This window comes from Candidatus Villigracilis vicinus, from assembly GCF_016702885.1.
Taxonomy (GTDB): Bacteria; Chloroflexota; Anaerolineae; order Anaerolineales; family Villigracilaceae; genus Villigracilis; species Villigracilis vicinus.
The window spans coordinates 95,696-121,779 of the sequence record NZ_JADJDD010000026.1 but is presented as its reverse complement, the minus strand read 5'-3'; the positions used below and the strand labels follow the sequence as shown (position 1 = coordinate 121,779).

Annotated in this window: 35 protein-coding genes; 1 reads left to right on the top strand and 34 read right to left on the bottom strand. The window is 50.8% G+C overall.

Annotated elements, in window-relative coordinates; genetic code table 11:
• A complete protein-coding gene (locus tag IPG80_RS19270) occupies positions 1 to 666 on the top strand; it encodes a response regulator transcription factor (RefSeq protein ID WP_345110497.1) in 666 nt (221 codons plus the stop codon).
• Positions 667 to 722: 56 nt separating this feature from the next.
• Here IPG80_RS19270 and IPG80_RS19265 read toward each other — a convergent pair whose 3' ends face one another.
• From IPG80_RS19265 to IPG80_RS19100, 34 genes are all read right to left on the bottom strand, one after another.
• The gene (locus tag IPG80_RS19265) at positions 723 to 1,472 is read right to left on the bottom strand and encodes a thioredoxin domain-containing protein (RefSeq protein WP_345110495.1); all 750 of its coding nucleotides are present in this window, start codon (positions 1,470 to 1,472) and stop codon (positions 723 to 725) included.
• Positions 1,473 to 1,558: 86 nt separating this feature from the next.
• Positions 1,559 to 2,401, bottom strand: coding sequence for a lysophospholipase (locus IPG80_RS19260; protein WP_345110492.1), 843 nt, complete (start codon positions 2,399 to 2,401; stop codon positions 1,559 to 1,561).
• 2 nt (positions 2,402 to 2,403) lie between these two features.
• The gene (locus IPG80_RS19255; RefSeq protein WP_345110489.1) at positions 2,404 to 3,009 is read right to left on the bottom strand and encodes a 4-vinyl reductase; all 606 of its coding nucleotides are present in this window, start codon (positions 3,007 to 3,009) and stop codon (positions 2,404 to 2,406) included.
• Positions 3,006 to 3,878 (bottom strand): GNAT family N-acetyltransferase, encoded by an 873-nt coding sequence (locus tag IPG80_RS19250; protein ID WP_345110487.1) that lies wholly within the window; start codon positions 3,876 to 3,878, stop codon positions 3,006 to 3,008. The genes IPG80_RS19255 and IPG80_RS19250 overlap by 4 nt, the downstream gene beginning before the upstream one ends.
• Positions 3,875 to 4,396, bottom strand: coding sequence for a hypothetical protein (locus IPG80_RS19245; RefSeq protein WP_345110484.1), 522 nt, complete (start codon positions 4,394 to 4,396; stop codon positions 3,875 to 3,877). Before IPG80_RS19245 ends, IPG80_RS19250 begins: the two co-directional genes overlap by 4 nt.
• Before the next feature lie 5 nt (positions 4,397 to 4,401).
• Entirely contained in the window at positions 4,402 to 5,076 is a 675-nt protein-coding gene (locus IPG80_RS19240; RefSeq protein WP_345110482.1) for a helix-turn-helix transcriptional regulator, read from the bottom strand.
• A 41-nt stretch (positions 5,077 to 5,117) separates the two neighbouring features.
• On the bottom strand, positions 5,118 to 6,437 hold the full coding sequence (locus IPG80_RS19235; RefSeq protein WP_345110480.1) for a CpaF family protein: 1,320 nt from the start codon (positions 6,435 to 6,437) through the stop codon (positions 5,118 to 5,120).
• Entirely contained in the window at positions 6,434 to 6,733 is a 300-nt protein-coding gene (locus tag IPG80_RS19230) for a hypothetical protein (RefSeq protein ID WP_345110478.1), read from the bottom strand. Before IPG80_RS19230 ends, IPG80_RS19235 begins: the two co-directional genes overlap by 4 nt.
• A gap of 25 nt (positions 6,734 to 6,758) precedes the next feature.
• A complete protein-coding gene (locus tag IPG80_RS19225; RefSeq protein ID WP_345110475.1) occupies positions 6,759 to 7,910 on the bottom strand; it encodes a response regulator in 1,152 nt (383 codons plus the stop codon).
• Between the two features lie 39 nt (positions 7,911 to 7,949).
• The gene (locus IPG80_RS19220; protein ID WP_345110472.1) at positions 7,950 to 8,645 is read right to left on the bottom strand and encodes a response regulator transcription factor; all 696 of its coding nucleotides are present in this window, start codon (positions 8,643 to 8,645) and stop codon (positions 7,950 to 7,952) included.
• A gap of 35 nt (positions 8,646 to 8,680) precedes the next feature.
• On the bottom strand, positions 8,681 to 9,049 hold the full coding sequence (locus tag IPG80_RS19215; protein ID WP_345110469.1) for a HAMP domain-containing sensor histidine kinase: 369 nt from the start codon (positions 9,047 to 9,049) through the stop codon (positions 8,681 to 8,683).
• A 39-nt stretch (positions 9,050 to 9,088) separates the two neighbouring features.
• Positions 9,089 to 9,358 (bottom strand): histidine kinase dimerization/phospho-acceptor domain-containing protein, encoded by a 270-nt coding sequence (locus tag IPG80_RS19210; protein ID WP_345110466.1) that lies wholly within the window; start codon positions 9,356 to 9,358, stop codon positions 9,089 to 9,091.
• Between the two features lie 17 nt (positions 9,359 to 9,375).
• The gene (locus IPG80_RS19205; protein WP_345110463.1) at positions 9,376 to 9,546 is read right to left on the bottom strand and encodes a hypothetical protein; all 171 of its coding nucleotides are present in this window, start codon (positions 9,544 to 9,546) and stop codon (positions 9,376 to 9,378) included.
• Between the two features lie 10 nt (positions 9,547 to 9,556).
• Positions 9,557 to 9,865: a hypothetical protein gene (locus tag IPG80_RS19200; RefSeq protein WP_345110460.1), complete on the bottom strand. Its 309-nt coding sequence runs from the start codon at positions 9,863 to 9,865 to the stop codon at positions 9,557 to 9,559.
• Between the two features lie 62 nt (positions 9,866 to 9,927).
• Positions 9,928 to 10,890 (bottom strand): histidine kinase dimerization/phospho-acceptor domain-containing protein, encoded by a 963-nt coding sequence (locus IPG80_RS19195; RefSeq protein ID WP_345110457.1) that lies wholly within the window; start codon positions 10,888 to 10,890, stop codon positions 9,928 to 9,930.
• A 41-nt stretch (positions 10,891 to 10,931) separates the two neighbouring features.
• The gene (locus IPG80_RS19190; protein WP_345110455.1) at positions 10,932 to 12,512 is read right to left on the bottom strand and encodes an amidohydrolase; all 1,581 of its coding nucleotides are present in this window, start codon (positions 12,510 to 12,512) and stop codon (positions 10,932 to 10,934) included.
• A gap of 76 nt (positions 12,513 to 12,588) precedes the next feature.
• Positions 12,589 to 13,467 carry a ParB/RepB/Spo0J family partition protein gene (locus IPG80_RS19185; protein WP_345110450.1) on the bottom strand — a complete coding sequence of 293 codons (879 nt, stop codon included), beginning with the start codon at positions 13,465 to 13,467 and terminating at the stop codon, positions 12,589 to 12,591.
• 82 nt (positions 13,468 to 13,549) lie between these two features.
• The gene (locus IPG80_RS19180) at positions 13,550 to 14,317 is read right to left on the bottom strand and encodes a ParA family protein (protein ID WP_345110448.1); all 768 of its coding nucleotides are present in this window, start codon (positions 14,315 to 14,317) and stop codon (positions 13,550 to 13,552) included.
• Positions 14,314 to 15,156 carry a PfkB family carbohydrate kinase gene (locus IPG80_RS19175; RefSeq protein ID WP_345110446.1) on the bottom strand — a complete coding sequence of 281 codons (843 nt, stop codon included), beginning with the start codon at positions 15,154 to 15,156 and terminating at the stop codon, positions 14,314 to 14,316. Before IPG80_RS19175 ends, IPG80_RS19180 begins: the two co-directional genes overlap by 4 nt.
• A gap of 100 nt (positions 15,157 to 15,256) precedes the next feature.
• Positions 15,257 to 16,093: an RNA-binding cell elongation regulator Jag/EloR gene (gene jag, locus IPG80_RS19170; RefSeq protein WP_345110647.1), complete on the bottom strand. Its 837-nt coding sequence runs from the start codon at positions 16,091 to 16,093 to the stop codon at positions 15,257 to 15,259.
• 36 nt (positions 16,094 to 16,129) lie between these two features.
• The gene (locus IPG80_RS19165) at positions 16,130 to 16,948 is read right to left on the bottom strand and encodes a YidC/Oxa1 family membrane protein insertase (protein ID WP_345110444.1); all 819 of its coding nucleotides are present in this window, start codon (positions 16,946 to 16,948) and stop codon (positions 16,130 to 16,132) included.
• Between the two features lie 12 nt (positions 16,949 to 16,960).
• Complete coding sequence (locus tag IPG80_RS19160) at positions 16,961 to 18,034, bottom strand: PQQ-binding-like beta-propeller repeat protein (protein WP_345110442.1); 1,074 nt, start codon at positions 18,032 to 18,034, stop codon at positions 16,961 to 16,963.
• Positions 18,035 to 18,096: 62 nt separating this feature from the next.
• Complete coding sequence (gene yidD, locus IPG80_RS19155; protein WP_345110440.1) at positions 18,097 to 18,399, bottom strand: membrane protein insertion efficiency factor YidD; 303 nt, start codon at positions 18,397 to 18,399, stop codon at positions 18,097 to 18,099.
• Positions 18,396 to 18,752: a ribonuclease P protein component gene (gene rnpA / locus IPG80_RS19150; protein ID WP_345110438.1), complete on the bottom strand. Its 357-nt coding sequence runs from the start codon at positions 18,750 to 18,752 to the stop codon at positions 18,396 to 18,398. The genes yidD and rnpA overlap by 4 nt, the downstream gene beginning before the upstream one ends.
• 39 nt (positions 18,753 to 18,791) lie before the next feature.
• Positions 18,792 to 18,962 carry a 50S ribosomal protein L34 gene (gene rpmH, locus IPG80_RS19145; RefSeq protein ID WP_345110436.1) on the bottom strand — a complete coding sequence of 57 codons (171 nt, stop codon included), beginning with the start codon at positions 18,960 to 18,962 and terminating at the stop codon, positions 18,792 to 18,794.
• Positions 18,963 to 19,078: 116 nt separating this feature from the next.
• Complete coding sequence (add, locus tag IPG80_RS19140; RefSeq protein WP_345110434.1) at positions 19,079 to 20,092, bottom strand: adenosine deaminase; 1,014 nt, start codon at positions 20,090 to 20,092, stop codon at positions 19,079 to 19,081.
• Positions 20,093 to 20,155: 63 nt separating this feature from the next.
• Positions 20,156 to 21,403, bottom strand: a complete 1,248-nt coding sequence (locus tag IPG80_RS19135) for a Zn-dependent hydrolase (protein ID WP_345110432.1) — start codon at positions 21,401 to 21,403, stop codon at positions 20,156 to 20,158.
• A 77-nt stretch (positions 21,404 to 21,480) separates the two neighbouring features.
• The gene (locus IPG80_RS19130) at positions 21,481 to 21,924 is read right to left on the bottom strand and encodes an Hsp20/alpha crystallin family protein (protein ID WP_345110430.1); all 444 of its coding nucleotides are present in this window, start codon (positions 21,922 to 21,924) and stop codon (positions 21,481 to 21,483) included.
• 250 nt (positions 21,925 to 22,174) lie between these two features.
• A complete protein-coding gene (locus tag IPG80_RS19125; RefSeq protein WP_345110427.1) occupies positions 22,175 to 22,615 on the bottom strand; it encodes a response regulator transcription factor in 441 nt (146 codons plus the stop codon).
• Positions 22,602 to 22,883 (bottom strand): response regulator, encoded by a 282-nt coding sequence (locus IPG80_RS19120; RefSeq protein WP_345110424.1) that lies wholly within the window; start codon positions 22,881 to 22,883, stop codon positions 22,602 to 22,604. Before IPG80_RS19120 ends, IPG80_RS19125 begins: the two co-directional genes overlap by 14 nt.
• A 10-nt stretch (positions 22,884 to 22,893) precedes the next feature.
• Positions 22,894 to 23,136, bottom strand: a complete 243-nt coding sequence (locus IPG80_RS19115; protein ID WP_345110422.1) for a hypothetical protein — start codon at positions 23,134 to 23,136, stop codon at positions 22,894 to 22,896.
• A 20-nt stretch (positions 23,137 to 23,156) separates the two neighbouring features.
• On the bottom strand, positions 23,157 to 23,666 hold the full coding sequence (locus IPG80_RS19110; RefSeq protein ID WP_345110420.1) for an FHA domain-containing protein: 510 nt from the start codon (positions 23,664 to 23,666) through the stop codon (positions 23,157 to 23,159).
• Positions 23,663 to 25,150: a DnaJ domain-containing protein gene (locus IPG80_RS19105; protein WP_345110417.1), complete on the bottom strand. Its 1,488-nt coding sequence runs from the start codon at positions 25,148 to 25,150 to the stop codon at positions 23,663 to 23,665. Before IPG80_RS19105 ends, IPG80_RS19110 begins: the two co-directional genes overlap by 4 nt.
• An 8-nt stretch (positions 25,151 to 25,158) precedes the next feature.
• Positions 25,159 to 26,073: a protein phosphatase 2C domain-containing protein gene (locus IPG80_RS19100; RefSeq protein ID WP_345110414.1), complete on the bottom strand. Its 915-nt coding sequence runs from the start codon at positions 26,071 to 26,073 to the stop codon at positions 25,159 to 25,161.
• Between the last annotated feature and the right edge of the window lie 11 nt (positions 26,074 to 26,084).

Genomic DNA, 26,084 nt, shown 5'->3' with positions numbered 1-26,084 from the left:
ATGAAAAATCATCGCACAAGTATATTGATCGTGGATGACCACGAAGTCGTACGCAATGGCATTCGCTCCTATCTTGAAAGAATAGCCGATTTCAATGTACTCGGCGAAGGCTCTTCCGGCGAAGAAGCACTTAATATGGTCGCTGAAATGATCCCCGACATTGTGCTGTTAGATCTAATGATGCCGGGTATGGACGGGATCGAAACAACACGGCGTATAAGACAGATCAGCCCACGCACAAAAGTTGTGGTGCTAACCTCGTATCATGAGGATGTGCATATCTTCCCCGCACTGAAAGCTGGTGCGATCTCCTACATCCTGAAGGATATGAAAATGGATAAACTAGTGGAGGTACTCCACCGTGCCGTTCAAGGTGAGGTAACCCTGCATCCGCGGGTGGCTTCAAGGGTACTGCAGAATATCCGCGGCGAAGGCACAGAACAGCCCCTCTTCACCGAATTAACCGACCGTGAGACAGATGTTTTAAAACTCATTGCAAACGGTTTGACAAATAGCCAGATCGCAGAAAAGCTCGTAATTAGCGAGAATACGGTCAAAGGTCATGTAAGCAACATCCTCAGTAAACTTCACCTTGCAGACCGGACCCAGGCAGCGGTATATGCCTGGCAGCAGGGCATTGTTAATCGGCAAAGTACAACAAAGTAAGTTATTAAACAAAAAGACACCGCTCTTGTTCGAGCGGTGTCTTTTTGTTATCTGCTCTATTTGCCCATATCAGCCAGAGCCGCTTCGATCTCCTGAGTGAAGACCTCAATCGTCTGTGCGCCCTGGATCACACGCGTCTGCGTTTCACCGTTGACCTGATAGGTCAGGATGAAGGAAGGAGTTGCCTGAATGCCTGCAGCAGTGGCATCTTTTGCATCCTGATCTGCCAGATCTTTGTATTTTCCGGACGAGACACAATCATCATACGCCCCTCGATCCAGTTGGAGTTCATCTGCGAATGCCTCGAGGCGGCGATCTGCATATGCGCCAACATTTTCGCCGGTCTGGTTCGCGAAAAGAATATCATGCATTTCCCAGAACTTACCCTGGTCACCTGCGCAATAGGCCGCCTCGGCAGCCGCTATAGATTCAGGTCCGATGAAATCGCCAACCGATTTGTAGACAAAGTATGCCGTCCCAGTTGCGACAAACTGATCCATTAACAGTCCTTCGGTATTTTCAAAGAAAAGACGGCAGTACGGACACTGAAAATCAGAATATTCTGTAATGGTGATCGGTGCGTTCGGGTCACCTGCGGCATTAAAATCGGCGTTCGGGCGGCTGGCGATACCAGGGGTAACGATTTCACCCACCGGCTTCAAACTAGGGTAAATGATCAGAAAAGCAAGAAAAAGCGCCCCCAGTGTGATCAACAAGATCGCCACCAGACGGGATCGGCCTTCTTTGCGCCTGATCTGTTCTCTGCGCATCTGTCGCTTGCTTAATTCTTTGGTGCTGTTACTCATACGGGCTCCTATAAATATTTATTTGGGGCTGAATTTTCTCATGCCGAAAAAGATTTGTCCAGAAATCGGTTAAGAGGCTCTTATCTTTATTCTTGGCGCAGGCGGGCGTCCATCCACATTGTCATGGTCTTGAATACTTCCGCCTTCTCCGGTTCGTTGTGCATCTCATGATACCCTCCCTCCCAGAGAACCAGGGTGCAATTATCTTTCAAAGCCGCCGCAAATTCTGTGCTGCTGGTATCGTAGGCGATGGCATCATTCTTGCCATGCATCAAGAGAAGCGGAAGAGGAAATTCTCCAGCGTGATCAAGCGTCCATTTTGTGACGCCGAGCATGTTTTTTCCAAACCCAAGCGAGATCTTATCGTGAACAAGCGGGTCTTGCTGATATTTCTTCACCACGGCTTCATCACGGGAAATTGCTTTTGCATCCAATCCGCTTGGCAGAGTGGTTCCCGGCATTAGTGAACCAAGTAGTTTTGCCATGAATATCTTAACGGGCTGCTTCTCAAGTGCTGTATGCAAACCAGGACTGGTAGCGATCACACCCTTAATATCCGGCTTGCGCTTCAAACCATAATGCAAGACTAAAATGCCGCCAAGGCTGTGCCCATACAGCAAAATAGGCAGGTTCGGGTAACGCTTGCGCGCCTGTTCCAACAATAGATCAATATCCTGTAAAAAATCCTCAATGGAAGAGACGTGACCACGAATGCCGCCAGAGCGCCCATGCCCGCGATGGTCGAAACCAAAAAGGATAAAGCCTTCCTTTTCAAACGCTTCCGCCACATGGGCATAACGTGAACTGTGCTCTCCCAGCCCATGCACTAGACAAACCACCGCCCGCGGAGAAACAACCGAAGGCTCCCATACCTGCGCAAACAACTCAATGCCATCACGTGCTTTCCACTTCATTTCCTCATGTTTCATCTTTATGCTCCAATGGTGATTTTGAACTCGCATTGATGCGCGCCCATCGCCCGACAGGCGCGTTCTTCGATATCATGCTCTTCGCCAGTTGCCCAATACAAAGACTCGCGAATCAATCCAAAAGTAACAAAGCAGATCGGTGAATCTTCGGTCTGCCCGAGGGTGGTCGGAGAGTTTTGGTCAACAAGAAGCAAGTCGAGGTCCAAAGTATGAATCGTGATGGAACCACGCCCGCTGCCCAATAGCCCGGCAAGAAGTTCCAATACCGATTTCCGTTTTAACGATTTGGGTAATCCGCGTAGAAGGGTTGTTTTTGCTTTAAGAGCAAGCGGGGCATCACCCAGGATCGGCTGCCAAAGCTTCGAACCGATACGCATCAATGTGCCACGTGCACCGCGCCCATAATAAGTGCGCAACGATCCTTGCAGTTTGGCATACGCCTCCGCTGCCTGCGAGGCATCCATCGAGAGAAAAAACTCCGGGCTCCGCCAGGCGTGAGATAAACCGGAATTAGATAAAACGGCATGGTACGTATCAGGACCGATCTCCGTGGAAAGTGTCTCAACGAAACGATTCATGGTGCGGGGAGAAAAACGAGCAGGGTTCATGAGTAAGGCATTTCCAATGTGTTGACAAAAACAGGGTAGTTCTCGCCGGTACGCACAAACCCAAGTTTTTGATAAAGGCGCAGAGAAGCAAAGTTGTCGCCCTGGGTATTGACTGTAAGCCGTCCAGATTGTAAAGCCCCTGCTTTTTGAATAAGATCGTGAATCAATGCCGAGCCTATTCCTCTGCCTTGCATTTCAGTGCGAACCCCAAGCCTTGCGAGGTGCGCCCCAAACGGGTTGCCCGTACTGATCTGATACCCAATCACACCAGTCTCATTTTCTGCGACAGATGAATAAAAAGATTGTCCACAAGCGCGTTTCAGCGAGTCAAGTGTGTTGTGCCAGAAAGCGCCGAAGGCTTCGCGATCAACTTCTTCAACTTCGCTCAAGTCTGTTTCCTGCATAGGACGGATGTTCACACTCCCAGAAATAGCGTGCGCAGGGACATAGTCTTCACTGCGGAGCTCCAATAGGACGATATTCCACTTTGGCTCAAATCCACTATTCAGGAGCAGAGTTTGAAACCATTGTTTCATGACAATGGAAGCAATCTGCGCATGAGGGTTTTCGGCAAAGATATCTGCGCGGGCAATATTCCAAATGGCAGACCAGGCTTCAGATCCAGAAAGATGCGGTTGATACGAAAAAAGACGGATCCATGCCACATCCGCCGGGTCCTCGGGGCAAGCCAGGGCGGCAAGCACGTTACCATTTTCTTCCAACACCCAAAAGTTTTGCGCGCCAAGCCACTCAAGGGCGGTGCGCCAATCGAGGTGGCGGTGGGTATTCGATTCTTGAAAAATAAGGTTGGATATCTGGCGATGATCCTGCGGCACCGCGCGGCGGACCTGTAAATGAAGATTGATCATTTGATAAATCGAAGGAGGAATTTCATGATGCGTTCAAAAAGAGTTGGGGTCTTTTTTACATCCATATACCCTATCATTTTGAAAGCGGACTCGGTGATCTTGCCGGTCTTCAGTTTGAGCGCAGCCGCCGATTTCTTGACCATTGCCTGTAAATCCCCTTCGTCCACGCTGCCAAACAAGGCTGCAGAATGTTCATATTTTTCAATAGCAGCGTCGTATTTATTAAGTCCCTCAAGCGCGGCAGCCTGGTTGCCCAATGCCATCGCCTGCCGCTTAATATCTTGCGCACCTTCAAAAACCTTATCAGTTTCGAGTACGGCATCAAGAGCTTCCTGCGGTTTCCCAGCCTGCACTAGTGCAACGCTTTGGTTGTTTTTCATTTCGGCGGCAAGCAGTCCGGCACGTCCGGCGGTAAAGCCCTCAGCCGCCTGATGGAAAAAGTCGGCGGCTTCGTTATATTTCTTTTCTGCAAAGGCTTTCTTGCCCTTTGCATCGAGTTGGTGAGGATCGAGGGTCATGGAGTTTATAAAGTAATATCAAGCAGACCCTCTGCCACGGAGCGGAGTTTATCGCGTGACATGCTGCTGAGCTTCATGGCCAGTTCAAGGTAAGGGCGGTTGACGGGCTGGCAAACGAATTCCTGAAATTCCTTGGGCAGATCCGTAAATTTTTGCATGGCTTGCTGGCTGTTCATATACTCACCCACAGGTCCACTTTGATCGAAGAAGTTCTCGATACGGCTGCCCATCGCCAATAGGATACCTTCCAGTTCAGGCACAGACACCGTGCGCTCACCCAATTCATACGACTTCAATTTGGATTGAGAAATGCCGGTCTGTGCCGAAAGGTGGCGAATGGACATGTTGGCATTGGTACGCTCCTGACGGATCAGGGCACCGATCATGCGCTGCCGCAAAGAGATCAGGCGGGTGATGTCTTCATGCGCCAGAGGTTCGGGGGCATCGGAGATGGTATTGTTTCCCCAAAACTGATTGATCGAGATTTTCAAAAAGAATACTAAGGCTTCCAACTCGGGCAGGGATGGCGCGCGCCGCCCTTCTTCATAGGCGCGGAACAATCCCGGTTTGACACCAATGGCATCGGCGCACTCTTTTATGCTGCGCCTTTCCGCCATACGGGCATCTCGGATCAACAAGCCGAGTTTCTTTTCACGAATGGTTATTTGAGCGTTGGTCATGTTACCTCATCAAGTGTAAATGCCTATTATAGCAGAGTGTTTCAACGCCTTGATGAAGACTCCTGAGATCGGGGTGCCATGAACACTTCGGCGCCAAGTTTGAAGCCAGCCGCTTCCAGACGCGGGGTGAAGTTTGGGCGAATACCCGTGGGTCTTAATTCGCCGAGAACTTGCCCATCCTGCGTGACACCCGTCTGGTTGAACTTGAAAATATCGGTAAGCACAACAACATCACCTTCCATACCTGCCACTTCGGTGATGGCTGTAACTTTGCGCTTGCCATCCTTGAGGCGGGTCTGCTGGACGATCAAATCAATGGCAGAGGATATTTGTTGGCGGACGACCTTGAGAGGCAGATCCATACCTGCCATCAATATCAGTGTTTCGAGACGGGAGATCGCATCACGCGGGCTGTTGGAGTGAACCGTTGTCAATGAGCCGTCGTGCCCTGTATTCATTGCCTGGAGCATATCAAGAGCTTCACCGCCGCGAACTTCACCGACCACGATCCGGTCCGGGCGCATACGCAGTGAGTTTTTCACCAAATCGCGGATGGTAACTGCATGGAGACCCTCTGAGTTGGCAGGTTTCGTTTCCATGCGCATGACATGTTCCTGCTGCAATTGAAGTTCGGCAGCATCTTCAATGGTGATGATGCGCTCCGCTTCCGGAATGAATCCAGAGACTACATTCAAAAGCGTAGTCTTGCCTGAACCCGTTCCACCTGAGATGACGATATTAAAACGCGCCTTTACACAAGCCTCTAAAAAATCCGCCATTTGTTTTGAGATGGAACCAAACTCGATCAGGTTCTCAACTTTCAATTTGTCTTTTCGGAATTTACGGATGGTAATGGAAGGTCCATCAATGGAAACCGGGCGAACCACTGCATTGACGCGTGAACCATCCGGTAAACGAGCATCCACGGTCGGAGAGTCAAAATCCACGCGACGCCCCAGAGGCATAATAATGCGGTCAATGATGCGGACAACATGGTCATCGTCATCAAAGGTAACCTCACTTTTGGTAAGCTGTCCTTTTTTTTCGACGAATATCTTTTTAGGTCCATTCACCATGATCTCGGATATATCCGGGTCATCCAACAAGGATTGAATGGGACCAAACCCAAGCAGGTCATTGAGCACCTGCTTATAAATTTCTTTTTTTAAGTCTTCGGGAAGTTTGAGCTGGGTCGTATCGAAGATGCGACCTATATTTTGTTGAATAAATGTGACGCGTTGTGAGGCATCCACTCCTTCAACTTCCAACGCACGCAGAAGATTATCGGCAAGATATTTTTTGAGGCGGATGAGATCCTGCCCGGTCAATCGTTGAGGTATCCCCTGAATTTGACTGTTCATTGATCGTCTTCGCCATTCCGCTCCTTATTCAGGGGCATGATCCAGACGATCTGATCTTTGCGAACTGCCAGGAAAGGTCCGCTGAAAGCGACTTTTCCTTCAGCATCCAAAACGTTTACCTCCGTCACCGCAATGTAACGTTCGGAGGTTTCCAATTCATCCTTTAACCGTTCATCCTGACGCACATGGATCAAACCATGGATCAAATTAGTGGTGGTTTGGATGATGGACGGGACAGGGATTTTTTGGATGACGTTGGTGTAGTACTTCCCTTTTTCGTCGTATTCGATTGACATGATGTTCTCCCGCCTGCCGGGATGACTATTCGTTTCGGTTCTTTTGAGCCAGGGCTGCCATTTCCCGGGCAGACTCGTGAAAGATGATTGAGGCGGTATCGTTAGGGAATTTTATCGTAAAAGGCAGGTGTTGGCTGTTTGCAAAACCGAAATTTGTTGTCAGGTAGGGGATTGCAGTATTGATATTTATGTCCAACATGGTTTCAGCCTCCCGCTTGCTGAGACCTTCCAATCCGGCATGCCGATTCAAGATCGTATAGATCTTCTCCTGGCTTACTCCCTTGGTCTTCAAATAGTCGAGAATGGTGCCGGTCAGTGAAATCGTGCTGATATCCGTGCTGATAAGCACAGCAACAAGGTCAGCATGCTGAATCAACGGCAGGGTAATCTTTGAAAGAGAACGTCCGATATCCACCAGTACATAATCGTACGCAGATTTCAATTCTGAAACAAGCCCCCAGATCCGCTCAACATTCAATTGATTGCTCAATTCAGGGTCTGGAGAGCCTGCCAAAAGGTTGAATTGCCAGACATCCATTCTAGGAAGTTCGGTCTGTAGAAAATCCACGCCGGTCTCCATCGCTTCTTTCCGCGAGATCGTCACGATATTTTCTTTGCCTTCATAACCAACGATCTGGGCAATCGAGCCGATCGGAAACACCAGATCAGCCACGGCAATTCGTGCGTCCGGGTGGTGTTTTGAAATGTTCAAAGCAGTGTTGGCACAGACGGAAGAAGTGCCGGTGCCGCCCTTGGCGCTCAGGAACACCATCATCAAACCGCCCTGTTTCATTGTTTCAGTTGTAATTCCAAACAAACGGTTGACCGTATCCGTCAACATGGAAACCGCCTGCCCAGACTTGGTAATATATTCATTAAACCCGGCATCCCGGCAGGTTTTTATACGATCAGGATTATGGTCGCTGCTCAATGCGATAAGCGGCAGATTAGCCGAGCGTGAGTCGTTGTGTAATTTAAAGGCGAATTCCTCACCTTTGATATCAGATAGGACAGGATCCACGATCACAAGATCTGGGCGATCCCGCCACATCAAGATCAAGCCTTCTTTACCGGAACCCGCCTGTAAGACTTCAAAATCCAGGTCCTGGAGTTTTCGAACAATAAAATTCCGGCTTGCAGCATCTGAGTCAATGATGAGGATTTTCTTTTGAGTCATAACCTTTTCCATGCGCAAGCCAGTACTCATGCGCCAGCATCACGCTTCATTCGGTGGCATCAAATATCCAAGTCCTGAACGCGTGACAATATGTTTTGGCGAGTGAGCATCTTTCTCCAGCTTTTGGCGAAGACGGGCAATGCTCACCCATAAAATTTCCTTGTCGTTCTTATATTCAACCCCCCACACACTGGTCAGCAATTCTTCCGATGTCAGGATCTTGCCGATGTTATGTGCAAATTGAAGCAATAATCTGTATTCCGTGGCAGAAAGTGAAACGGGTTCTTCTCCGCGCCAAACTTCTGCACGTGCGAAATCGATCTTAAGCTCCTCATGGGTAAAGAAGCGCACCTGACCTGCTTCTGATGGAGCCTGGGCACGCCGCAGAACCGCTCGCACTCTGGCAAGCAACTCAGTTGCAGAAAACGGTTTGATGAGATAGTCATCCGCGCCGAGGTCCAGCCCGCGCACACGATCCTGCTCTTCACCGCGTGCCGTCAGGATCACAATAGGCACATTGGTAAATTCACGCAGACGCTGTGTTGCACCGAAGCCATCAAGGCGGGGCATCATCACATCCATCAAAACCAGATCAATCGGGTTGGAGGAAAACACATCCAACGCCTGCATCCCATCCTGCGCGGTAACTACTTCATACCCTTCGGTGCGAAGGTTCGCTTCCAAAAGGCGCAGGTAACGAGGTTCATCGTCCACGATCAGAATACGCTTTGCCATAAAAATAACTCCTCGAGAGTTTAATTGCGTACTGGTCAAAGCGTTGGGTCGGCAGGCAACTCGACAAAAAAGGTTGTCCCATGATCCAACACTGACTCTACCCAAATATTACCATGATGTGCCATAACAATTTGCTTGCAAATATACAGCCCCAGCCCGGTGCCCGTCACCGTGCGCTCGCCAGGGACTCGATAAAAGCGTTCAAAAAGAAATGGGATAAATTCTTCAGGAATACCTTCGCCTTCGTCCGCAAAAGACAACCTGACCTTATTGCCAACCGCTTTTCCTGCGACCGTGATGCTCGAACCAGGTGCATACTTAATGGCATTGCTGAATAAATTCTCCAACACCTGCGAAAGACGAACGCCATCGCCGAGCACAGGCGGAAGAATATCCAACTTCAAGTCGATCTCGAGTTGCGTATGATGTGTGCACCCGGGCAGTCACATCCCGCACCAATGCATCGAGCCGGATGGGAGAAAATTTAAAATTGGATCGTTTTGCTTTGCAAACGCGCCGAACTCAAGCATATCTTCGATCAATTTAGCCAATCGATCCGTCTCTTCATCTATGATCGAAAGAAACTCGCGCTGGGTGGCATCATCCCACTTGGTATCCTGACGCAGAAGACTGGTGCTATAGCCTTTGATGAATCCCAACGGCGTGCGCAATTCATGCGAGATGGTTGAAACAAAATCATCCTGCAGCCGCATTTGCCGTTGAACCGAGTCTAATTCGGCACGAGCCTCTTGCAACTCCTGCGTTCGATCAACGCTGCCGCCCAGATCGCCTGTAAGGACGCCACATGGATATGGATATCTGAATACTCTGGTCCACCAAAGCGCACGAATAAGAGCGCCCCGCGCAACTTCTCACCCACATACAATGGAATGCCCAGCAAAAAGTCTGGGTCATTCGATCTTTACGGTTCGTTCCTTTTGCGGTCCGTGAATGACCATGTGCTCGTTGGAGATGACATCATTTGCCACACTCTCCCCCCAGGCGGCGTCGGCTTCGGCAGCCTTCCCTCGCCCCATGGCGCGGGCATAGACAACATCCAAACCACGGGTTTGGCGGTCGCTCAGGTAAATGGCGACGTTATCAAAGACAAATGAGCTGCGCATGGAATTGAACAACGTATCCAGCGCAGATTTCCAATCCGATTTTGATTGTACGTCTTGAAAAATACGGTGAAGCTCGGAGAGTGTGTCTTTGTCCATGGATTAATCCCGAAGGGCGAGCAGAGGGAAATTAAACGTAGTGCCTTTGCCCTCCGTCGACTTCACGTCGAGGAGAGACCCATGCGCCTCCACAATCTGACGCACAAGGGACAAACCCAGCCCTGTGCCTCCATAACGCCGGGTCGAAGAACCATCCAACTGATGGAAGGGTTCAAATATCTCTCGCAGGCGAGACTGGGAATGCCTATCCCAGTATCACGAACAATCACCTGTACCAGATTTTTACCATCTTCTTCCAATACAACCGTTACACTTCCACCTGACTGTGTAAATTTGATGGCATTATCCAGCAATTGAGTTACCGCCCAACCTATTTTCTCTCCATCTGCTTGCACAAGCGGAATAGAATCCGACGCAAGGACATCCACTTTGACACCACGCTCATCCGCCTTACGAGCAGCAGCCTTCACAAGCAGGGACACGACCCGACGGATATCAACTTTATCCAATTTCATGCTCATTTCGCCGCGTGAAGCCAGCGAGAACATAATCAGGTCTTCGATCATATCTTCCAATTTACCGGCAGAACGCTGGCTGACCGTTAACGCATGGCGTTGTTCCTCGGTGACAGGTCCCAACGATTCTGAAACCATCAACTCGATATAACCTTTGATATGAGTAAGCGGGGTACGCAGCTCGTGCGAGATATTCGAAATAAAATTTGCTTTCATCTGACTGAGTTCTGAAAGGCGATTCAGTGCCTCGTTCAGGTCTGCAGTACGTTCGCGGACGCGCTGTTCCAAATTACGGTTTGCCGATTGCAAGGCGGAGCGCAACTGAATGATCAGCTCGGTAATGACCTGATCCAGAGTTTCTTTGTCCAACATCTTCAGGTCGATCAACGCCTGCCCAAGCAACGCCTGCCCGCCTTTGTACGCCGTCTCTTGCTGATACGCCAGAGCATGCTGCAGGTCGCTTTCACTGATCAACCCTTTCTGAACCAAATATTCCCCCAAACGAGGAACGAGCATTTCGGGCGATAACTTAGGCAACTTAGGTTCCATGAATATTTCCAAATTCTGCAAAATGACCAGCATGTTGAGGGTTAATACACCACCCAGTCGCCATTAATCATGACAGCGGAGGGGGAAATTGTCAATAAGTGTTTTTCAGCAACTTTGAACGGATCCTCATCCAGAACGATCAGGTCGGCGTGAAAATTATCAGCAAGTTTGCCGAGACGATCTTCGGCATTGGCTGTGTAGGCAGCGCCAAAGGTGTAAGCAGATAAGGCTTCGGTGAGGGTCAACTTTTGTTCGGCGCGCCAGCCCTCAGCGGAGGGTGAACCGTCTGCCCGTTGGCGGGTGACCGCGGCATGCAATCCCAAGAACGGGTTCGGCGACTCGACCGGTGCATCCGATCCAAAGGCAAGGATCGCACCAAAGTTGAGTTGGTCACGCCAGGCATACGAGAACTTGGCGCGGTCACCCCAATAGCGATCGGCGGCAAACATATCGGAGGTGGCATGAATGGGCTGCATGGATGCAATGACATTGAGCCTGGCAAGGCGCGGCGCATCGTCTGGATGAATGACTTGCACATGCTCAATGCGGTGACGTAGATGCGGCAAATGATTTTGTGTTTCGTAATTGCGCAACTGCTCAAAGGCATTCAGTACTTCGTGATTGGCGCGGTCTCCAATGGCATGCACCGTCATACTCAAACCCACATCGGCGGCTTTACGTGCATGTTCAAAAAGCTCTTCGCCATCCATGTTGAGGATGCCGCGGTTTTCCTGCTCGCCTTCATACGGCTGGAACATCGCCGCCGTGCGTGGACCGAGTGCGCCATCCATAAACGCCTTGACCGAACCGATCCACAACATCTCATCGCCGAAGCCTGTGCGCAAGCCAAGGTCATTCGCCTGCTCCACGCTTTCGACGGGGATATTTTTGCATACGCGTAATTTTAGTTTGCCTTTTGCCCGCAAAGATTGCAAAGCCATGAACGATTGGCGGCGGTCAAAATCGTGGACGCCGGTAATGCCCATCTTCCACAACACGGATTGCGCCTTTTCAAGCGCCGCTTCCAACTCAGCCAGAGTTGCTTCTGGCACCGCAGCATTGACCAACGCCATCGCCGTTTCGATCATGATGCCTGTGGCTTTACCCTTCGCATCGCGTTGGACGGCGCCGTCTTTCGGGTCGGGCGTTTCATCCGTGATATTCGCCAACTTCAACGCGGACGTGTTCGCCCAGGCTGCATGCAAAGACTTGGCAGTGAGATAAACGGGGTTGTTCGGCGAGACTGCATCGAGTTCTGCCGCGGTTGGGAAGTTCCCATCCCAATCGTTTTGCTGCCAGCCATGCCCCAACACCCACTCGCCCGGCTTGAGAGTCCGCGCACGCTCCCCCACCCGCCGCAGACATTCTTCCTTCGTCTTGGTCTCGCAATCCACTTTGGAAAGTCCCAACGAATAAAACTGCATGTGGATGTGCGCGTCAGTGAGACCCGGCAGGATGGTCTTGCCTTTCATATCCTGTTTTTCGACCTTGCCATGCGCAAGGCTTTCGAGTTGGTCTTTGCTGCCTACAGCAATAATCCGCCCGCCTGCGATGAGGATCGCAGAAGCGTGCGGATTGGACTGGTCAAGGGTGTGTATGTTGGCGTTGTAGAGGAGTTTCATATTATTTTTGTAGGGGCGGGTTCTCCCCACCCAAAGCCTTTTTAAGAATAAGGCGCGGAAACCGCGCCACTATAGATTACGACATCTTCTTGATCAATGCATCCAACTCTTCATCGGAATAATAATAGATCGTCACCGTACCGCCGTTCTTGCCATGCTTAAGCGCCACTTTCGTACCGAGGCTGCGTTGCAAGCGTTTTTCCACATCGATCACATCGGCGCTTTGGGTTGCTTTCTTAACCTTGACCGGGCGGCTGCCTGTCAGCTTACGGATCAACTCTTCGGACTGACGGACGCTCAACTGCAAGTTAATGATGGTCTGCAATGCCGAAGTCTGCGCCTTTTGGGTGGAGAGTGCCAATAACGCGCGCGCATGACCTTCCGTGATCTTCTCATCCACCAATGCCTGCTTGACCGCATCGGCGAGGTTGGTAAGGCGCATGGTATTCGTCACCGCCACACGACTCTTCCCCACCCGTTTGGCGATCATCTCATGCGATAGCCCAAACTCCTCAGAAAGCTGGTGGTAGGCTTCAGCTTCTTCCATCGGATTCAAGTCCGCACGCTGAACGTTCTCGATCAATGCCAGCTCGAGCAATTCTTGATTATTTGCCTGCCGCGTCACTACCGGCACTTTCAACAACCCGGCACGCTGCGACGCCTGTAAACGTCGTTCACCCGCGATCAGGATGAAGGTGCCGTCATTCTTCGGCGAAACGATCAACGGTTGAATGACCCCATGCTCGCGGATCGAGGCTGCCAGATCGTTCAGATCCTCTTCTTTGAAGTGCATGCGCGGCTGACGGGGGTTGCGCTTGATGGCTTCCACCGCCACCTGCTGCACACCGCCGCTTTGCGAACCCGCGCTGCTATTGCTCCCACCTGCTGGCGGCGTGGAAGATTTCCCCAGGGATGAGTGCATCCAAACCTTTCCAAGACCTTTTCGTTGAGCCATGATAAATCCTTTTAACCGCAGATGAATGGGATAAACAAAAACGGAAAGATAAAAAATCCTTTTCATCTGTGTTTATCTGTGGTTACTTATCGCCTTTTAGCAATTCCTTCGCCAGCGCATCATACGCCTCCGCACCGACCGAAGTGGGCGCATACTCCGAGATGGGCAATCCATACGAGGGGGCTTCCGCCAGCCGGATACTGCGCGGAATGATGCTCTTAAAGACCTGATTGGGGAAATGCCGGTTCACTTCCTTCACCACATCGGTCGAGAGATTGGTGCGGTTATCGAACATCGTCAGGATCACACCGCGCACCTTCAATTCAGGGAAAAGAGCCGCACGCACACGTTCGATCGTTTGGGTCAACTGACCCAAGCCCTCAAGCGCGAGATATTCACACTGCACCGGCACGATGACTCCATCGATCGCTGCCATCAGTCCGTTCACGGTCAACAAGCCAAGCGAAGGCGGACAATCGATCAGCACATAATCATAGCGATTCGCCACCTGCATGATCGCCTTGCGCAAACGCGACTCACGCGCAAGTTCATCCACCAATTCCACTTCCGCGCCAGCCAGCGCAGGCGAAGACGGCAGCAGAGACAACTGCAAACGTTCATTCAACAAGATCGAAGGAAAGATATCCTCTTCACCGAGCAAGGCATCATAGGTACTGCCTTCCACCAACAATTTATCCACACCCAAACAGGATGTGGCATTCGCCTGCGGATCAAGGTCCACCACCAACACACGCTGCCCCAGCTTCGCCAAATACGCCGCCAGGTTGATCGTGGATGTGGTCTTCCCCACCCCGCCTTTTTGATTCACCAGAGTATAGATCTTCGTCAAGACAAAACCTCCATCTTGCAATGTTCAATTTCCGCATGGGTTGGAATGCCCTGCAAGCCAACCCGTGTCACAGAATACGCCGCGAGGTTGGTTGCAAATCGTGCCGCCTCCCACGGATCTTTGGTTTGATAAAGCCGTGCAAAAAAAGCCGCCGCAAAAATATCGCCTGCACCGGTCGCATCCACTTCCTCCACTTTAATGGGACGGTAGCGTCTACGGTCACCATGCCAATGCAACACCGCGCCCTGCTCCCCTTCCGTCAGACAAAGCAGACGGGTGTGATGCGCCATCCATTCGACGAGTTCCAGGTTGTGGTTGATATCTTCCAAACTCATCACCACGCCTCCGATCTGACCGAGGACCTGCTCGCTGTTTTCCCAAGCCTGAGCCGACACTGAACCATTGTCGTCCCAGGTGCGCATCCATCCCTGCGGCGTGACCCCCACCCATGAGTCCGGAAACTGACTTGCCAGCGCCGCGTCCACTTCCTGCGCGATCGGAGCAAGATGAACGATCGGGGCATCCCGCCAAATTTGCGGGATGTGCTCAAACGCAATCTTCGCCGCCTGATGATGCAAGGTTTGTTTACGTCCTTGTTCGGTTTTGACGTTCTCAAAAACGGTGCTTTGCTCCGTTGGAAGGTTGAATATTTGAATGCCGTCCAAAAGACTCAGGGGAGCATCCTGCCCTGCGGAAGTGACAATACCCACATTCATCCCCATCGCCCGCGCCGTCAGCGCAGAGTATGAAACCGTCCCGCCAAGTTGTTTGCCCGATGGAGTTAAATCCACAGCCACATGACCGATCAAGAGATAATCCACTGGATGAAGGTCAGACATGGGTGAATTATACCGTGATGCAGTCCATAGACGATGGACAATAGACCATAAAAAAATAGACCGTGAACTATCGTCCACGGTCTATCATCCATCATCTTAATTATTCTTTCGGCAAGATCACCACTTTGCGGTACGGCTCGTCGCCAGAGCTTTCGGTCTTCACGGCGGGGTGTCCACGCAATTCAATGTGAACAACGCGGCGTTCGCTGGATGGCATGGGTTCCATGGTCACTTTGCGACCGGTCTTGGTCACCTGGTCTGCCATGCGGTTGGCGAGCTGGCGGATCTGCTTTTCACGGCGGGCACGATAGCCTTCCACATCCACGATCACTTGCACCCATTGCTGGGTCTGTTTGCCGACGATCAACGAAGCAACATGCTGAAATGCTGTGAGCGTTTCAGCATGACGCCCGATCAGAGCGCTGAGGTCCTCGCCGCGAACATCAACCTGAATGGTGCGGTTGTCAGCAGAGTCATCTTCATCGTAATGAGCCGAGACTTGCGCCGTCATACCCATGTGATAGATCAGTTTGGAGACGACCTCTTCCGCGGTATTCAAGACTGCATCGTGCTCCACGTTCAAGGGACGCTGCGGAGCAGGCTTTGGTGCGGCGGGTTTCTGCTCAGGTTTGGGCTGCTGTGGCTTCGGTTCTGCCTGCTTTTTCTCGGCACGCGGCTTGGGTTCTTTCGCTTTCGGCTTGGAATCTGCCTTTTTGGCTGGAGCAGTCTTAGGTTCGGGTTTTGCCGCGGGCACAGGGGTAGCGGGCAAGTCCGGCATGGACGGAGGAGCTACAGAAAGACGCACACGTACCTGGCGTCCGCCGAGTCCGAATAATCCTTTTGAGCCTGAATCCAAAACTTCCACTGAGACCGCGTCGGCAGTAAGACCGAGTTGGTCGAGACCCTGCTGAATGGCTTCTTCAACAGTTGGAGCGATAATTTATAAGGTGGTCTGCTCACTCATGGTGCCTCCCTATTTTTTTGCCGGGGTAGATTTATTTCCGCCGGGAAGAAGATTACGCCAGTTGGCGCGTCCGGTTGCGGCATATTGAACTATGCCGAGTAGGTTGCTTGTAATAAAGTAAACTGAAATACCAGATGCGAAAGTAAGAGCAAACCAACCAAGCATGAGCGGCATATAAATGGACATGCTGCTACTCATGGCAGCGGTCTGTGCCGACGCCTGATCATTGGGGTTGGGCGGTGTGGTCGGCATAGTTAACTTGGTTTGGATATAGGTAGTAAGCGCCACAACGATCGCAAGAAGCGGGAACCCGTTCGGCAGGAAAGATACATCGAACGGCAAAGGAATGCCTTCAGGACGACCGAGGTTCATCCACAAAAATGTACTGTTAAGCGGGATGATATTTGAAACATGCTGGAAGGGGTAAATGGTGCGAGCCAGGTTGAGCATATCGAGCGGAGTGGCAGCCATGGCGCGTATGATGCTCTGATACAAACCGATGATGATCGGGAACTGGATCAGGGTCGGCAGACAGGAGGCAAAGGGGTTGATACCGCGGTCTTTGTAAATGCGCATTTGTTCCTGCGCCAATTTTTCGCGGTCCTTGGCATACTTCTTTTGAATTTCCTGCCATTCTTTGTCGCTATTTAATTCCTGCATGGCTTGAGCGCCTTTTACCTGTGAAGCATTAAGCGGCCAAGTAATGAGACGTATGACGATAGTGAACAAAATGATGGCAAGACCAAACATTTGCGGACCATGACCAAGGATGTCGTAGATCCACAACAGAAGGTTAACCATCGGTTGGATGATGAGTGTTTCCCACATGATCTGGGTTCCTTATTTCTCGAGGGTAAACGTCCAGGCTTGCTTGCCTGCGGCGTCGTAAGCAGCGAGAGCAAATTCAGCCTTGTAGGGCGCAACAAGTACGATCTCGCCTGAGAGCACGGGGTTGGTGTAGATCTTTCCACCCACAGTCTTTTCCCAGACGACTTTGGCGTCGCGATCCAAAGACAGGAGCGAGCCCGCCTCTGTCACAATGTAAATGGTATCGCCCGCCACCAGCGGACTTGCCACAATGGGACCATCCGGTTGAACGGCATCCCAGTTCTGGCTATTGGATGCCACGTCCAGAGAATACAGGTTTCCACTCAGGTCTGCATAGTAGAGTGTGCCATTATCCAATGAAGGGGTTCCCCAGATCCAGTCAGCGGCAGTGGTGATCACTTCATGATTGCCGGTGGGCTTGATGAACTCAATGTTCGACGAGAACGAACCGACATACACACCGCCATCACCTACCACAGGGCTGCCTGGAATGGCACCACCAAGGTCAACTGGTTCTCCGGTTTTGCCTGTAGCCGGGTCAATGATATGAAGATGATGATCTAGCGCTGTGACGTAGATATACGTTCCATCAGTCACAGGTGAAGACCAGAGCGCGCCCCCCAATTCAATGGGGTCAGAAATCTGCTCGCCATTCATATCGAGGATATACAGGAAACCGTCAGAATTAGGGGCGTAGATGGTCTCATTGAAAATGAGGGGCGTAGCCACCCATTTGCCTTTTGCGCCTAAAAATGGAGCCGTCCAATTGTCTTTCCCAGTTTCGGGATTGATACTGACCAGCTCGTGAGTGTTGCCTTCGCTCCCAGCCAGTAATTGTCCATCGGGGGTGAGAATGGGGTTGGCATAAAAGATAATATTACTATCGGTTTCTGCCGGGTAACGCCAGACTTCCTTACCAGTTGTGACATCTACCGCATAAATGTGCGAGCCGGAGGCAAGGTAAGCCCGTTCCCCATCAGCAGCAAGGCCTGCCCACGTGTTCACAATGGAGGCACGTCCTCCCGAACAGGCGCTTAGCAAGATCGCACCAAGCGCAAGCAAGATAACAAAGTTTAACTTTTTCATATTCAAATTGGATTTACTCCTGAAAACAGCAAAGGACTCACCTTTGCCGGAATTACGCATCGTTATGGAACAGGATCATACCCGCCCGGGTTAAAAGGATTACAACGCATAACGCGCCATGCCGCCATGAACGAACCCTTGAAAGCTCCGTGTTTATAAACCGCCTGATATCCGTAATGAGAACAGGATGGGTAAAAACGGCAGGTATTGGCAGGTAAACCGGGGGAGATCAACAATTGATACAGACGGATCACAGAGAGGACAAGTATACGTGGAAAATTCCCAAGCGTACGCGGCATATCTCGCAGGCGCGGTTCATGGGAATAATCGTGCAGGATAAATTGCTCTTCAGGGTCTTGGTTCATCCGGAGGATTCGTCCGCGGAGAATAGGCGGGCTCGGGTAAGTACGTTGATCAGCGCGGAGCGGGTATCTTCTAAGGTGGCAGTCACAAGTGCGGGTCTGGCGATCAGAATCAGGTCCCAGCCGGAGGCGATGGAGGGAATTAGAGTCCGCATCGCTTCACGCAGGAGCCGCTTCGCGCGGTTCCTATGGACGGCTGTGCCTGTCGTCTTCCCTGCTGTAACACCGATCTTTAAGTGATCTTTCATCTCACTGGCTTGTGTTACTAACACAACAAGCGGATGGGCATAGGACTTGCCTGTTCGCCGCACCCGCTTGAAGTCTTCGGATCGGGACAGTCGAAATTGTCTATGCACCCGCGCCTCATATTGTCTCCGCGTCTGGGACGCTGAAGATTACCAACGAGTCTTCTTGACGTGCTCGTTCATTCTGACGGTGAGTTTGTGGCGTCCCTTAAGGCGGCGACGCTTGAGGACATTGCGTCCGTCGGCAGTTGCCATGCGCTGGCGGAAACCATGCACGCGTACGCGGCGGCGGATCTTCGGTTGATATGTTCGCTTGACCATTCTTCGTTCTTCCTATTCCTTGAAAAGATGATTACACGATCCCCAATGGGATGAGTATTTCGGGGTAGACAGCGCATTATTTTACCCTAAGGGGTGCGAATCGGTCAATTTGTATTCTAGGCAAAATACTTATTCCAGATCGGCTTGGTTTTAGCAGATTCAATGAAAGAGGATTCAAAGGCAAAACGGTTGCAGGTATGAATATCTGCCAAGCTCATGCCGAGAATTTCATGTGCAATTCGATATTCATTGTTGACATTCGTTTCAAGCACTTCCGGATCATCTGAATTGATGGTTACACGCACACCCAGGTCAAACAGTTTTTTGAGTGGATGTTCTTCAATTGTTGGAACGCCGTTGGTCAAATAATTTGACCAGGGATTCACCTCAAGTGTGATGCCCTTCTCTATAAGCATCTCAACGGCTTTCATATCTTCAATGCTGTGAATACCGTGACCAATACGGTCGGGGTGGAAATGCTTAATAGTATCGATCACATACGAAGCAGGCGTGTCTTCGCCGGAGTGGATGGTTACTTTCAAGCCAGCATCCTTGGCTTTCAGGATCGGCTTCACGAAATCTTTTGCAGGGTAGAGTTTCTCGCCGTCGGCGAGATCCACGGCTTGGATATGTTTCTTATGCTTGATCGCCCAATCCACGGTACGAACGCATGAGTCCACGCCCATGCCGCGCGAGGTAATGGCAATGATACCGATCGCCATGTCGAACTCTTTTTCAGCGCGCGCCTGTGCGCGGAGCAAACCTTCGAGGCAGGCATCCCAATCGAGGTTGTGACCGTGAAATGCCCAATCGGGCGAGAAGCGAACTTCAAAGAGTTTAATGTTCTGTTTTGCGCAGTCTTCGAACAATTCCCAAGAGATGCGCTCGAAAACCGCCGGTGAGGTGATGGTGCGCTGAAAAATATCGAAAGCGTCCAAGACGGCTTGCAGTCCGCTCATCTGATCAAGGACTTTGACATGCTTATCCAACTCCCCCACCTCATAAGAAGGCAGGGAAATATTGTTTTCGCGTGCCACATCAATAATGGTCTGTGTACGGATCGCGCCTTCCAGGTGGCAGTGGATCTCGGTCTTGGGAATAGCGTTGTATTTGGGGTCGAAATTCTTCATGAAAAATCCTGTTATCGAGCACAGATAAAACGTTGGACGTTCCATGTTTATCAGCCGCTTATTTTACCCGCTTCCGAGCTTAAGTGCTGCCTGTAAAAGCACATTCGTGCCGTTGATGCAATCCTGCCATTCCGTAAATTCAAAGGGTGAGTGACTGGTGCCATTTACCGAGGGGACGAAGATCATACCCACTGGGCATAGATCTACCAGTGATTGAGCATCGTGAATTGCGCCAGATGGAATGACAATGCTAGACAACTCCAGGGCTGCACACGAGGCAATAAAGGCTTCTTGAATTTTCGTATTCATCAAATTTGGCGCATGTCTACCGAGCGGCTCGGCATTCAATTGCAAGCCAAATTGTTCGGCTTTTTCACGCGCCAGCTTCATCAAGGCAGTTTCCAAGTCTGACAATTGTTTTCCATCTGGTGAGCGGAACTCAAGCAAGAAGTCGGCGCGGGCGGGCACAATATTCGAGGCGCCCGGCGCAAACTCGATCTTTCCCACATTTGCCACGCAATTCGGGAAGTCGCGCATCACGATCTGGCGGGTTTCCAAAATAAATGCCGACACCCCCTGCCCTGCATCCAGGCGATCTTCCATTGCCGCCGACCCGGCATGATCTGCACGCCCGATATACGCCATTCGGTACGAACCGTACCCCACGATCGCCGAGACAACTCCAATATTGATTCCACGTTTTTCAAGGCGCTTACCCTGCTCAATATGCAGCTCCAGATAACCAGCCAGTGATTCCTTTGGTCGCTTTGCCGTAAACAAGCTGTCTTCGGTCAACCCGGCGCGTGCCAGCCCGGCGGTGAAATTTTCGCGCCCGCTGTATGGATTCTTCAACGCCTCGCGGCTCAAATGCCCTGAAATGGCACTGCTCCCAAACAGACTCAGATGTGTCCCCTCTTCATCGGTAAAATCCATCGCTTCCAACTGAACCTTGAGCTTGATTCCGCTTTCTCGAATCGTTTTCAACACCTCAAGTGCCGCCATCACACCCAAGGCGCCGTCGAAGCGCCCACCCTTGGGAACAGAGTCAAGGTGCGAGCCAAGAATGAGCGTGGGCGCGGTTGGGTCAGTGCATGGCAAGAGCGCGGAGTGATTCCCTGCCCCATCGGTGCGAAATTCCAATCCGCTTTGTTGGATGTGTTCACGGAACCATTTGCGAGCGGCAAGATGCGCTTCACTGAAGGTGATGCGATTCACACCGCCATCCCCCGTCGAGCCGATGGCAGCTAATTGGTTAAAGGCATCCAACATCCGGTCTGGGTTGATGCGAAGAGAGGAAAAGGCTTGGGTCATGAGTCAGATTCTCCTGTATCTTTCCTATCATAACAAAAATAGGAGTCTGTTCGACTCCTATTTTGGGTTGGGTGATCTTACTTTGTCTTGATATTGATGGTCTTGGGTTTGACCTCTTCTGCTTTTGGGAGCGTGATGGTCAGGATGCCGTTCTCGAAGTCTGCTTTGGCTTTATCTGCCACCACTTCGGTGGGCAGAACGAGCGAGCGTTCAAAGGTGCCCCAGCGCTGCTCACGGATGTGATACGCCTTCTCTTTGGTCTCGTTCTCCTGCTTGGTCTCGCCCTTGATGGTGAGTACCTCGCCAGTGACATTGAGTTGGACTTCATCGGCTTTAATACCGGGCAATGCCACCTTGACCACAACTTCATTGTCTGTCTGGTACATATCCACAGCAGGGATAGACCAGTTGTTGCCACCGAGGCTGAGCGGGCGGGTGAACGCATCGTCGAAGAGGCGATCCATGGCTTCGCGCAGGGTCATCATCTCACGAGCGGGCTCCCAACGAATTAAGTTTGACATAGCAACCTCCTTTTAGGTGAATAAATTTGTCTTACGAACTTTAATTTAAAACGCCTGCGTTAAAAAAACGCAAGCGTTTTGTTTTCATTTTATTAGAGAAAAATGATCAGGATGTCAATGCGGTGACAAGGGTTACGATGCCGTACACAATGCCGATACACACCACACAAACACCGATCAGTTTTCCGGCTACGCTAAATTTATTTTCGGGTTTCTGCTCAGACATGCTTCTATTTCCTTCGGTTCAGGTCTATTCCTTGCTGCGTTTGAAATCTACGAAGCGGTATCCTACGCCGCGTTCAGTGAGGATGTATACCGGGTTGGCGGGATCCTTCTCCAATTTTTGGCGCAGGTAGTTGATGTACAAGCGGACGTAATGCGGTTCGTCACGATACTCATACCCCCATACCTTTTGGAGCAACTGATCGTGTGAAACGACCCAGCCCGCATTTTGCACAAGGTGATACAACAGGCGGTATTCGGTGGGTCGAAGTTTAACAAGCTTCCCTTCGAGCCAAATCTCACGGCGCTCGAAATCGATCTTGAGGCGTTTGTCGATCTCGATCAGTCCGTGCATGGAGCCGGAGGTTCCCTCTGTGCGGCGCAGAACCGCCTTGATACGGCTGACCAATTCGCGTGGGCTGAACGGTTTGGTGATGTAATCGTCGGCGCCGTGTTCAAGTCCGCGCACCCGGTCGTCCTCTTCGCCCTTTTGCGGTGAGCATGATGACCGGCACATTACTAAAATCACGTACGGTTTCAAGCACATCGAACCCGTCAATATCCGGCATCATTACATCCAGCAAAATGAGGTCCGGGGTGAAATCACGGATCTTTTGAATGGCTTGTTTTCCGTTGAAAGCCTCCCCCACCTGAAAGCCGTCATGCTCCAGATTCATACGGATGAAACGTACCATGCGTTCTTCATCATCCACTACGAGGATGCGTCGTCTATCCATGTCAGCCATGTTATTCCCTCACGAAACCGATGATCTTTTCCTCTTCCGAGTCACCCATAATTTCGATGAAGCTGACTTTGGCAAGAGGCCAGATAACCTTGACGGTGCCTTGGTCGATGTAATGTAAATCCTTGCCATCTTTCTGGCGGGGATTCATAATGGTAATAATGGTGTCAGCCGCCTTGGGGAGTTCATCCACCTCGCCCGCTACGGAGGCTTCATTGGCGATATGCAAAATAACGGTGAATGCCATTTCCAGTCCTTCTTTTTTGATTAATTTCTATCGATCAGAACTTGAATTCTCAGTTTACCCAATGCAATTATGTCACCGTGCCCCAGAACTTGTTCCTTGTTCGGTGACAGACGATTCCCATTAAGGAATGTTCCATTGGCGGAGCCAAGATCCATGAAAATGATCGATCGACCAATACGTTTAATGACTGCATGCAAACGCGATACTCCAGCAGCATATGCTTGATAAGGGGAAAGATCGATATCGGGCATGATGGGCTGCCCTTCGCTGATGCGCCCCATTGTGAACTCATTGCTGGAGGAAAGCGGCAGCACTTGCCCGGTATCAAGCAGATGCAGATTTGCCCATGCATCCACTCCTTCGATCGGATGGCTAACTTCCCCTGTAAGCCGTTTACTCGCTTTTCCTAGATTTTCAGATACGATGGATTGGGTGGTCAACGTATCTCTGCCAACCAACTGAGCGCCACATTCCACACAGAACATAGCGCCGGTCATATTGGCATGCTTGCAATTAGAACAAACTATCATGGATTTTTCTCCTTGCCACTGCCCAATAACAGCGCTCGTGTTTTATATTTTATATCTTTGATCCCAGATTCGCTCCAGGATCGTCTATTTTCCAGATTTTGTGCTTCCAACAATGCAGTCTTTGCTGCAGAGTGCTCGCCTTGCGAAAGCAAGTGGGTCGCCAGGTTTTGAAGCTGACGGGCTGCTATATCATACTGCCCATCTCGTGCGGCTGCCTGGGCACGTTCCTGAATACGATAAAGAGTAAGCCGCGATAGTGCTTTGAGTACCCGTGTTGGCGGGGATTCGGCAGAGGGATTCTGGTGAATATCCCTGGTCATCCTGATGCGGATGGGGGCACTAGGTACAATATTGGAGGTTATCGAAGCTTTCATGAGTCCGTCCAATAAAAGGGCATGATCCTCTTTCAACGCATCTGCACCTACAACAAACTCAAACAGAACATGCAAAGGGGTATCCCTAAGAATGGGACCAAGCCGCATTGGAGAGACTGTCTCGATTTCACCACCTTCAGGCTGGAGGCGAAATGCAAAATTTAGCCGGACATGCTCAAGTTCTTTAAACTCCAGGGTTACCTCATCGGCATAGGTGCTGGAAAGCGACTTGAACTTATTGATCAGGAAGTGTTCAATATCCTTGGGCTGCGAAATATATGCAGATGATCCACCGGTCTTCCCCGCCAACGTATCTAGAAAGATGTCGTTCCATTCATGCCCAATGCCCATGCCCGTGATACCAACATTGAGGGCGGCTGCCTGTTCCGCCAGTTTTAGGCAGGCTTGTTCATCTCCATATGTATTTCCATCTGTCAGCAGAATGATGTGATTCACTCTGGATGGGTCAAGCGTACGGCGAACTTCTTTTAACCCAGCTTCCAGACCGTGGTAGATCTCAGTGCCGCCAGAAGGCTGGATCATTTGAATGCTGCCCTCCTGCTTGCGCTTGTCGAGACTAATCGAAGCAGGCACAATGACTTCAGCACGGTCGCTAAATACGACGATACTCAATACATCTTGCGGGCGCAGGCTGCGGATCAACTGAATTGCAGTCGCTTTGAGAACATCCATCTTCTCGCCTTGCATGGAAGTTGAACGATCCAGAACGAGGCAGAGATTTAATGGTGGTGCTGGCAGGCTGCCTGATTGTTTTTCAGCCGGGTCAACTTCGAGCAGAGCGTACAGCAACTGGTCTTCTTTTAACTGCACAAGACTGGGACGGCTGTACAAAACATCCTGGCGAATAAACTTGTTTTTTTCGATCTGCTCGGGGGGCAGGGTCGAATCATACTGACTGCGGCGTTTTGGGTTGGATAAAACCTCATATGCCTGCTGGATTCCCAGGAACAATTCTGTTTCCCCGGCAGTGCTATTCTTATCAGGATGCAAACGCTGGGCGGCTTCAAGATACGCCCGCTTGATCTCTTCCTGCGTAGCATCGCGAAAAATTCCAAGAACGGAGTAATGATCCGGCTTGTTGGTTGCCATAATGAAGGTTACCCAACGATTTGAGCGAGTACCACGGTAATGTTGTCAGGTCCACCTGCAGTATTGGCGGCTTCCACCATACTTTGGCAGGCGCGTTGCAAATCTGGCGCTTCATTGATAATGCGGAGAATGTCCTTTTCGTTCACCACACCCCAGAGACCATCGCTACAGATCATCAGATAACCGGGCGTCGGGAATGGAACGGTGAAAATATCTGCTTCAAGGATTTCGCCCTGCCCCAATGCGCGGATCAAAACATTGCGATGTGGGAAGGTATCAACTTCATCCTTGCTAAGGTGACCAAGTTCCTCAAGGCGTTTGACGAGGGAGTGGTCGCGTGTAAGTGGATCCATTCTTCCATCCGGGTAGATGGCATAAGCGCGGCTATCACCCACATGCCCAATGGTCACTTGCTGACCCAGCACAAGCGCGGCGGTGATGGTAGTACCGCTGCCTGGAGCTTCCCTTTGAATGAACTGGTGCGCTTCTAGAATGGAACTTTCCATCACTTCCTGCAGCGACTCCTGTAAAGACTGCGTGGGGATTTTATAAAGATAGGAGTGGAATTTTTTGGCAATATTTCCACCAACGATACGGATGGCAGCATTGCTGGCAACTTCACCAAATTGGTGCCCGCCCATTCCATCGGCAACGATATATAAGCCAAAAGGGACGCTCTCAACACTTCCGGAGATTGTATTGGTCAGTGCCAGAACGCTGTCTTCATTATGATCGCGCTGTTTGCCTACAGACTGTCCAACACTGGCAACCAGTTGTTTGATCTCATATTTGGGGGCCTGACTCGAGAGGATCGATTGAAGCTGCGAATCAGTAAGCGGAGCCGTTGTGGCAGAATCCACCTGTTTTGGTTTTGTTACCGGCTCCTCCTTGGAACCAAATAATTTACGAAAGAAATCAGCCACAAGTTCTCCTT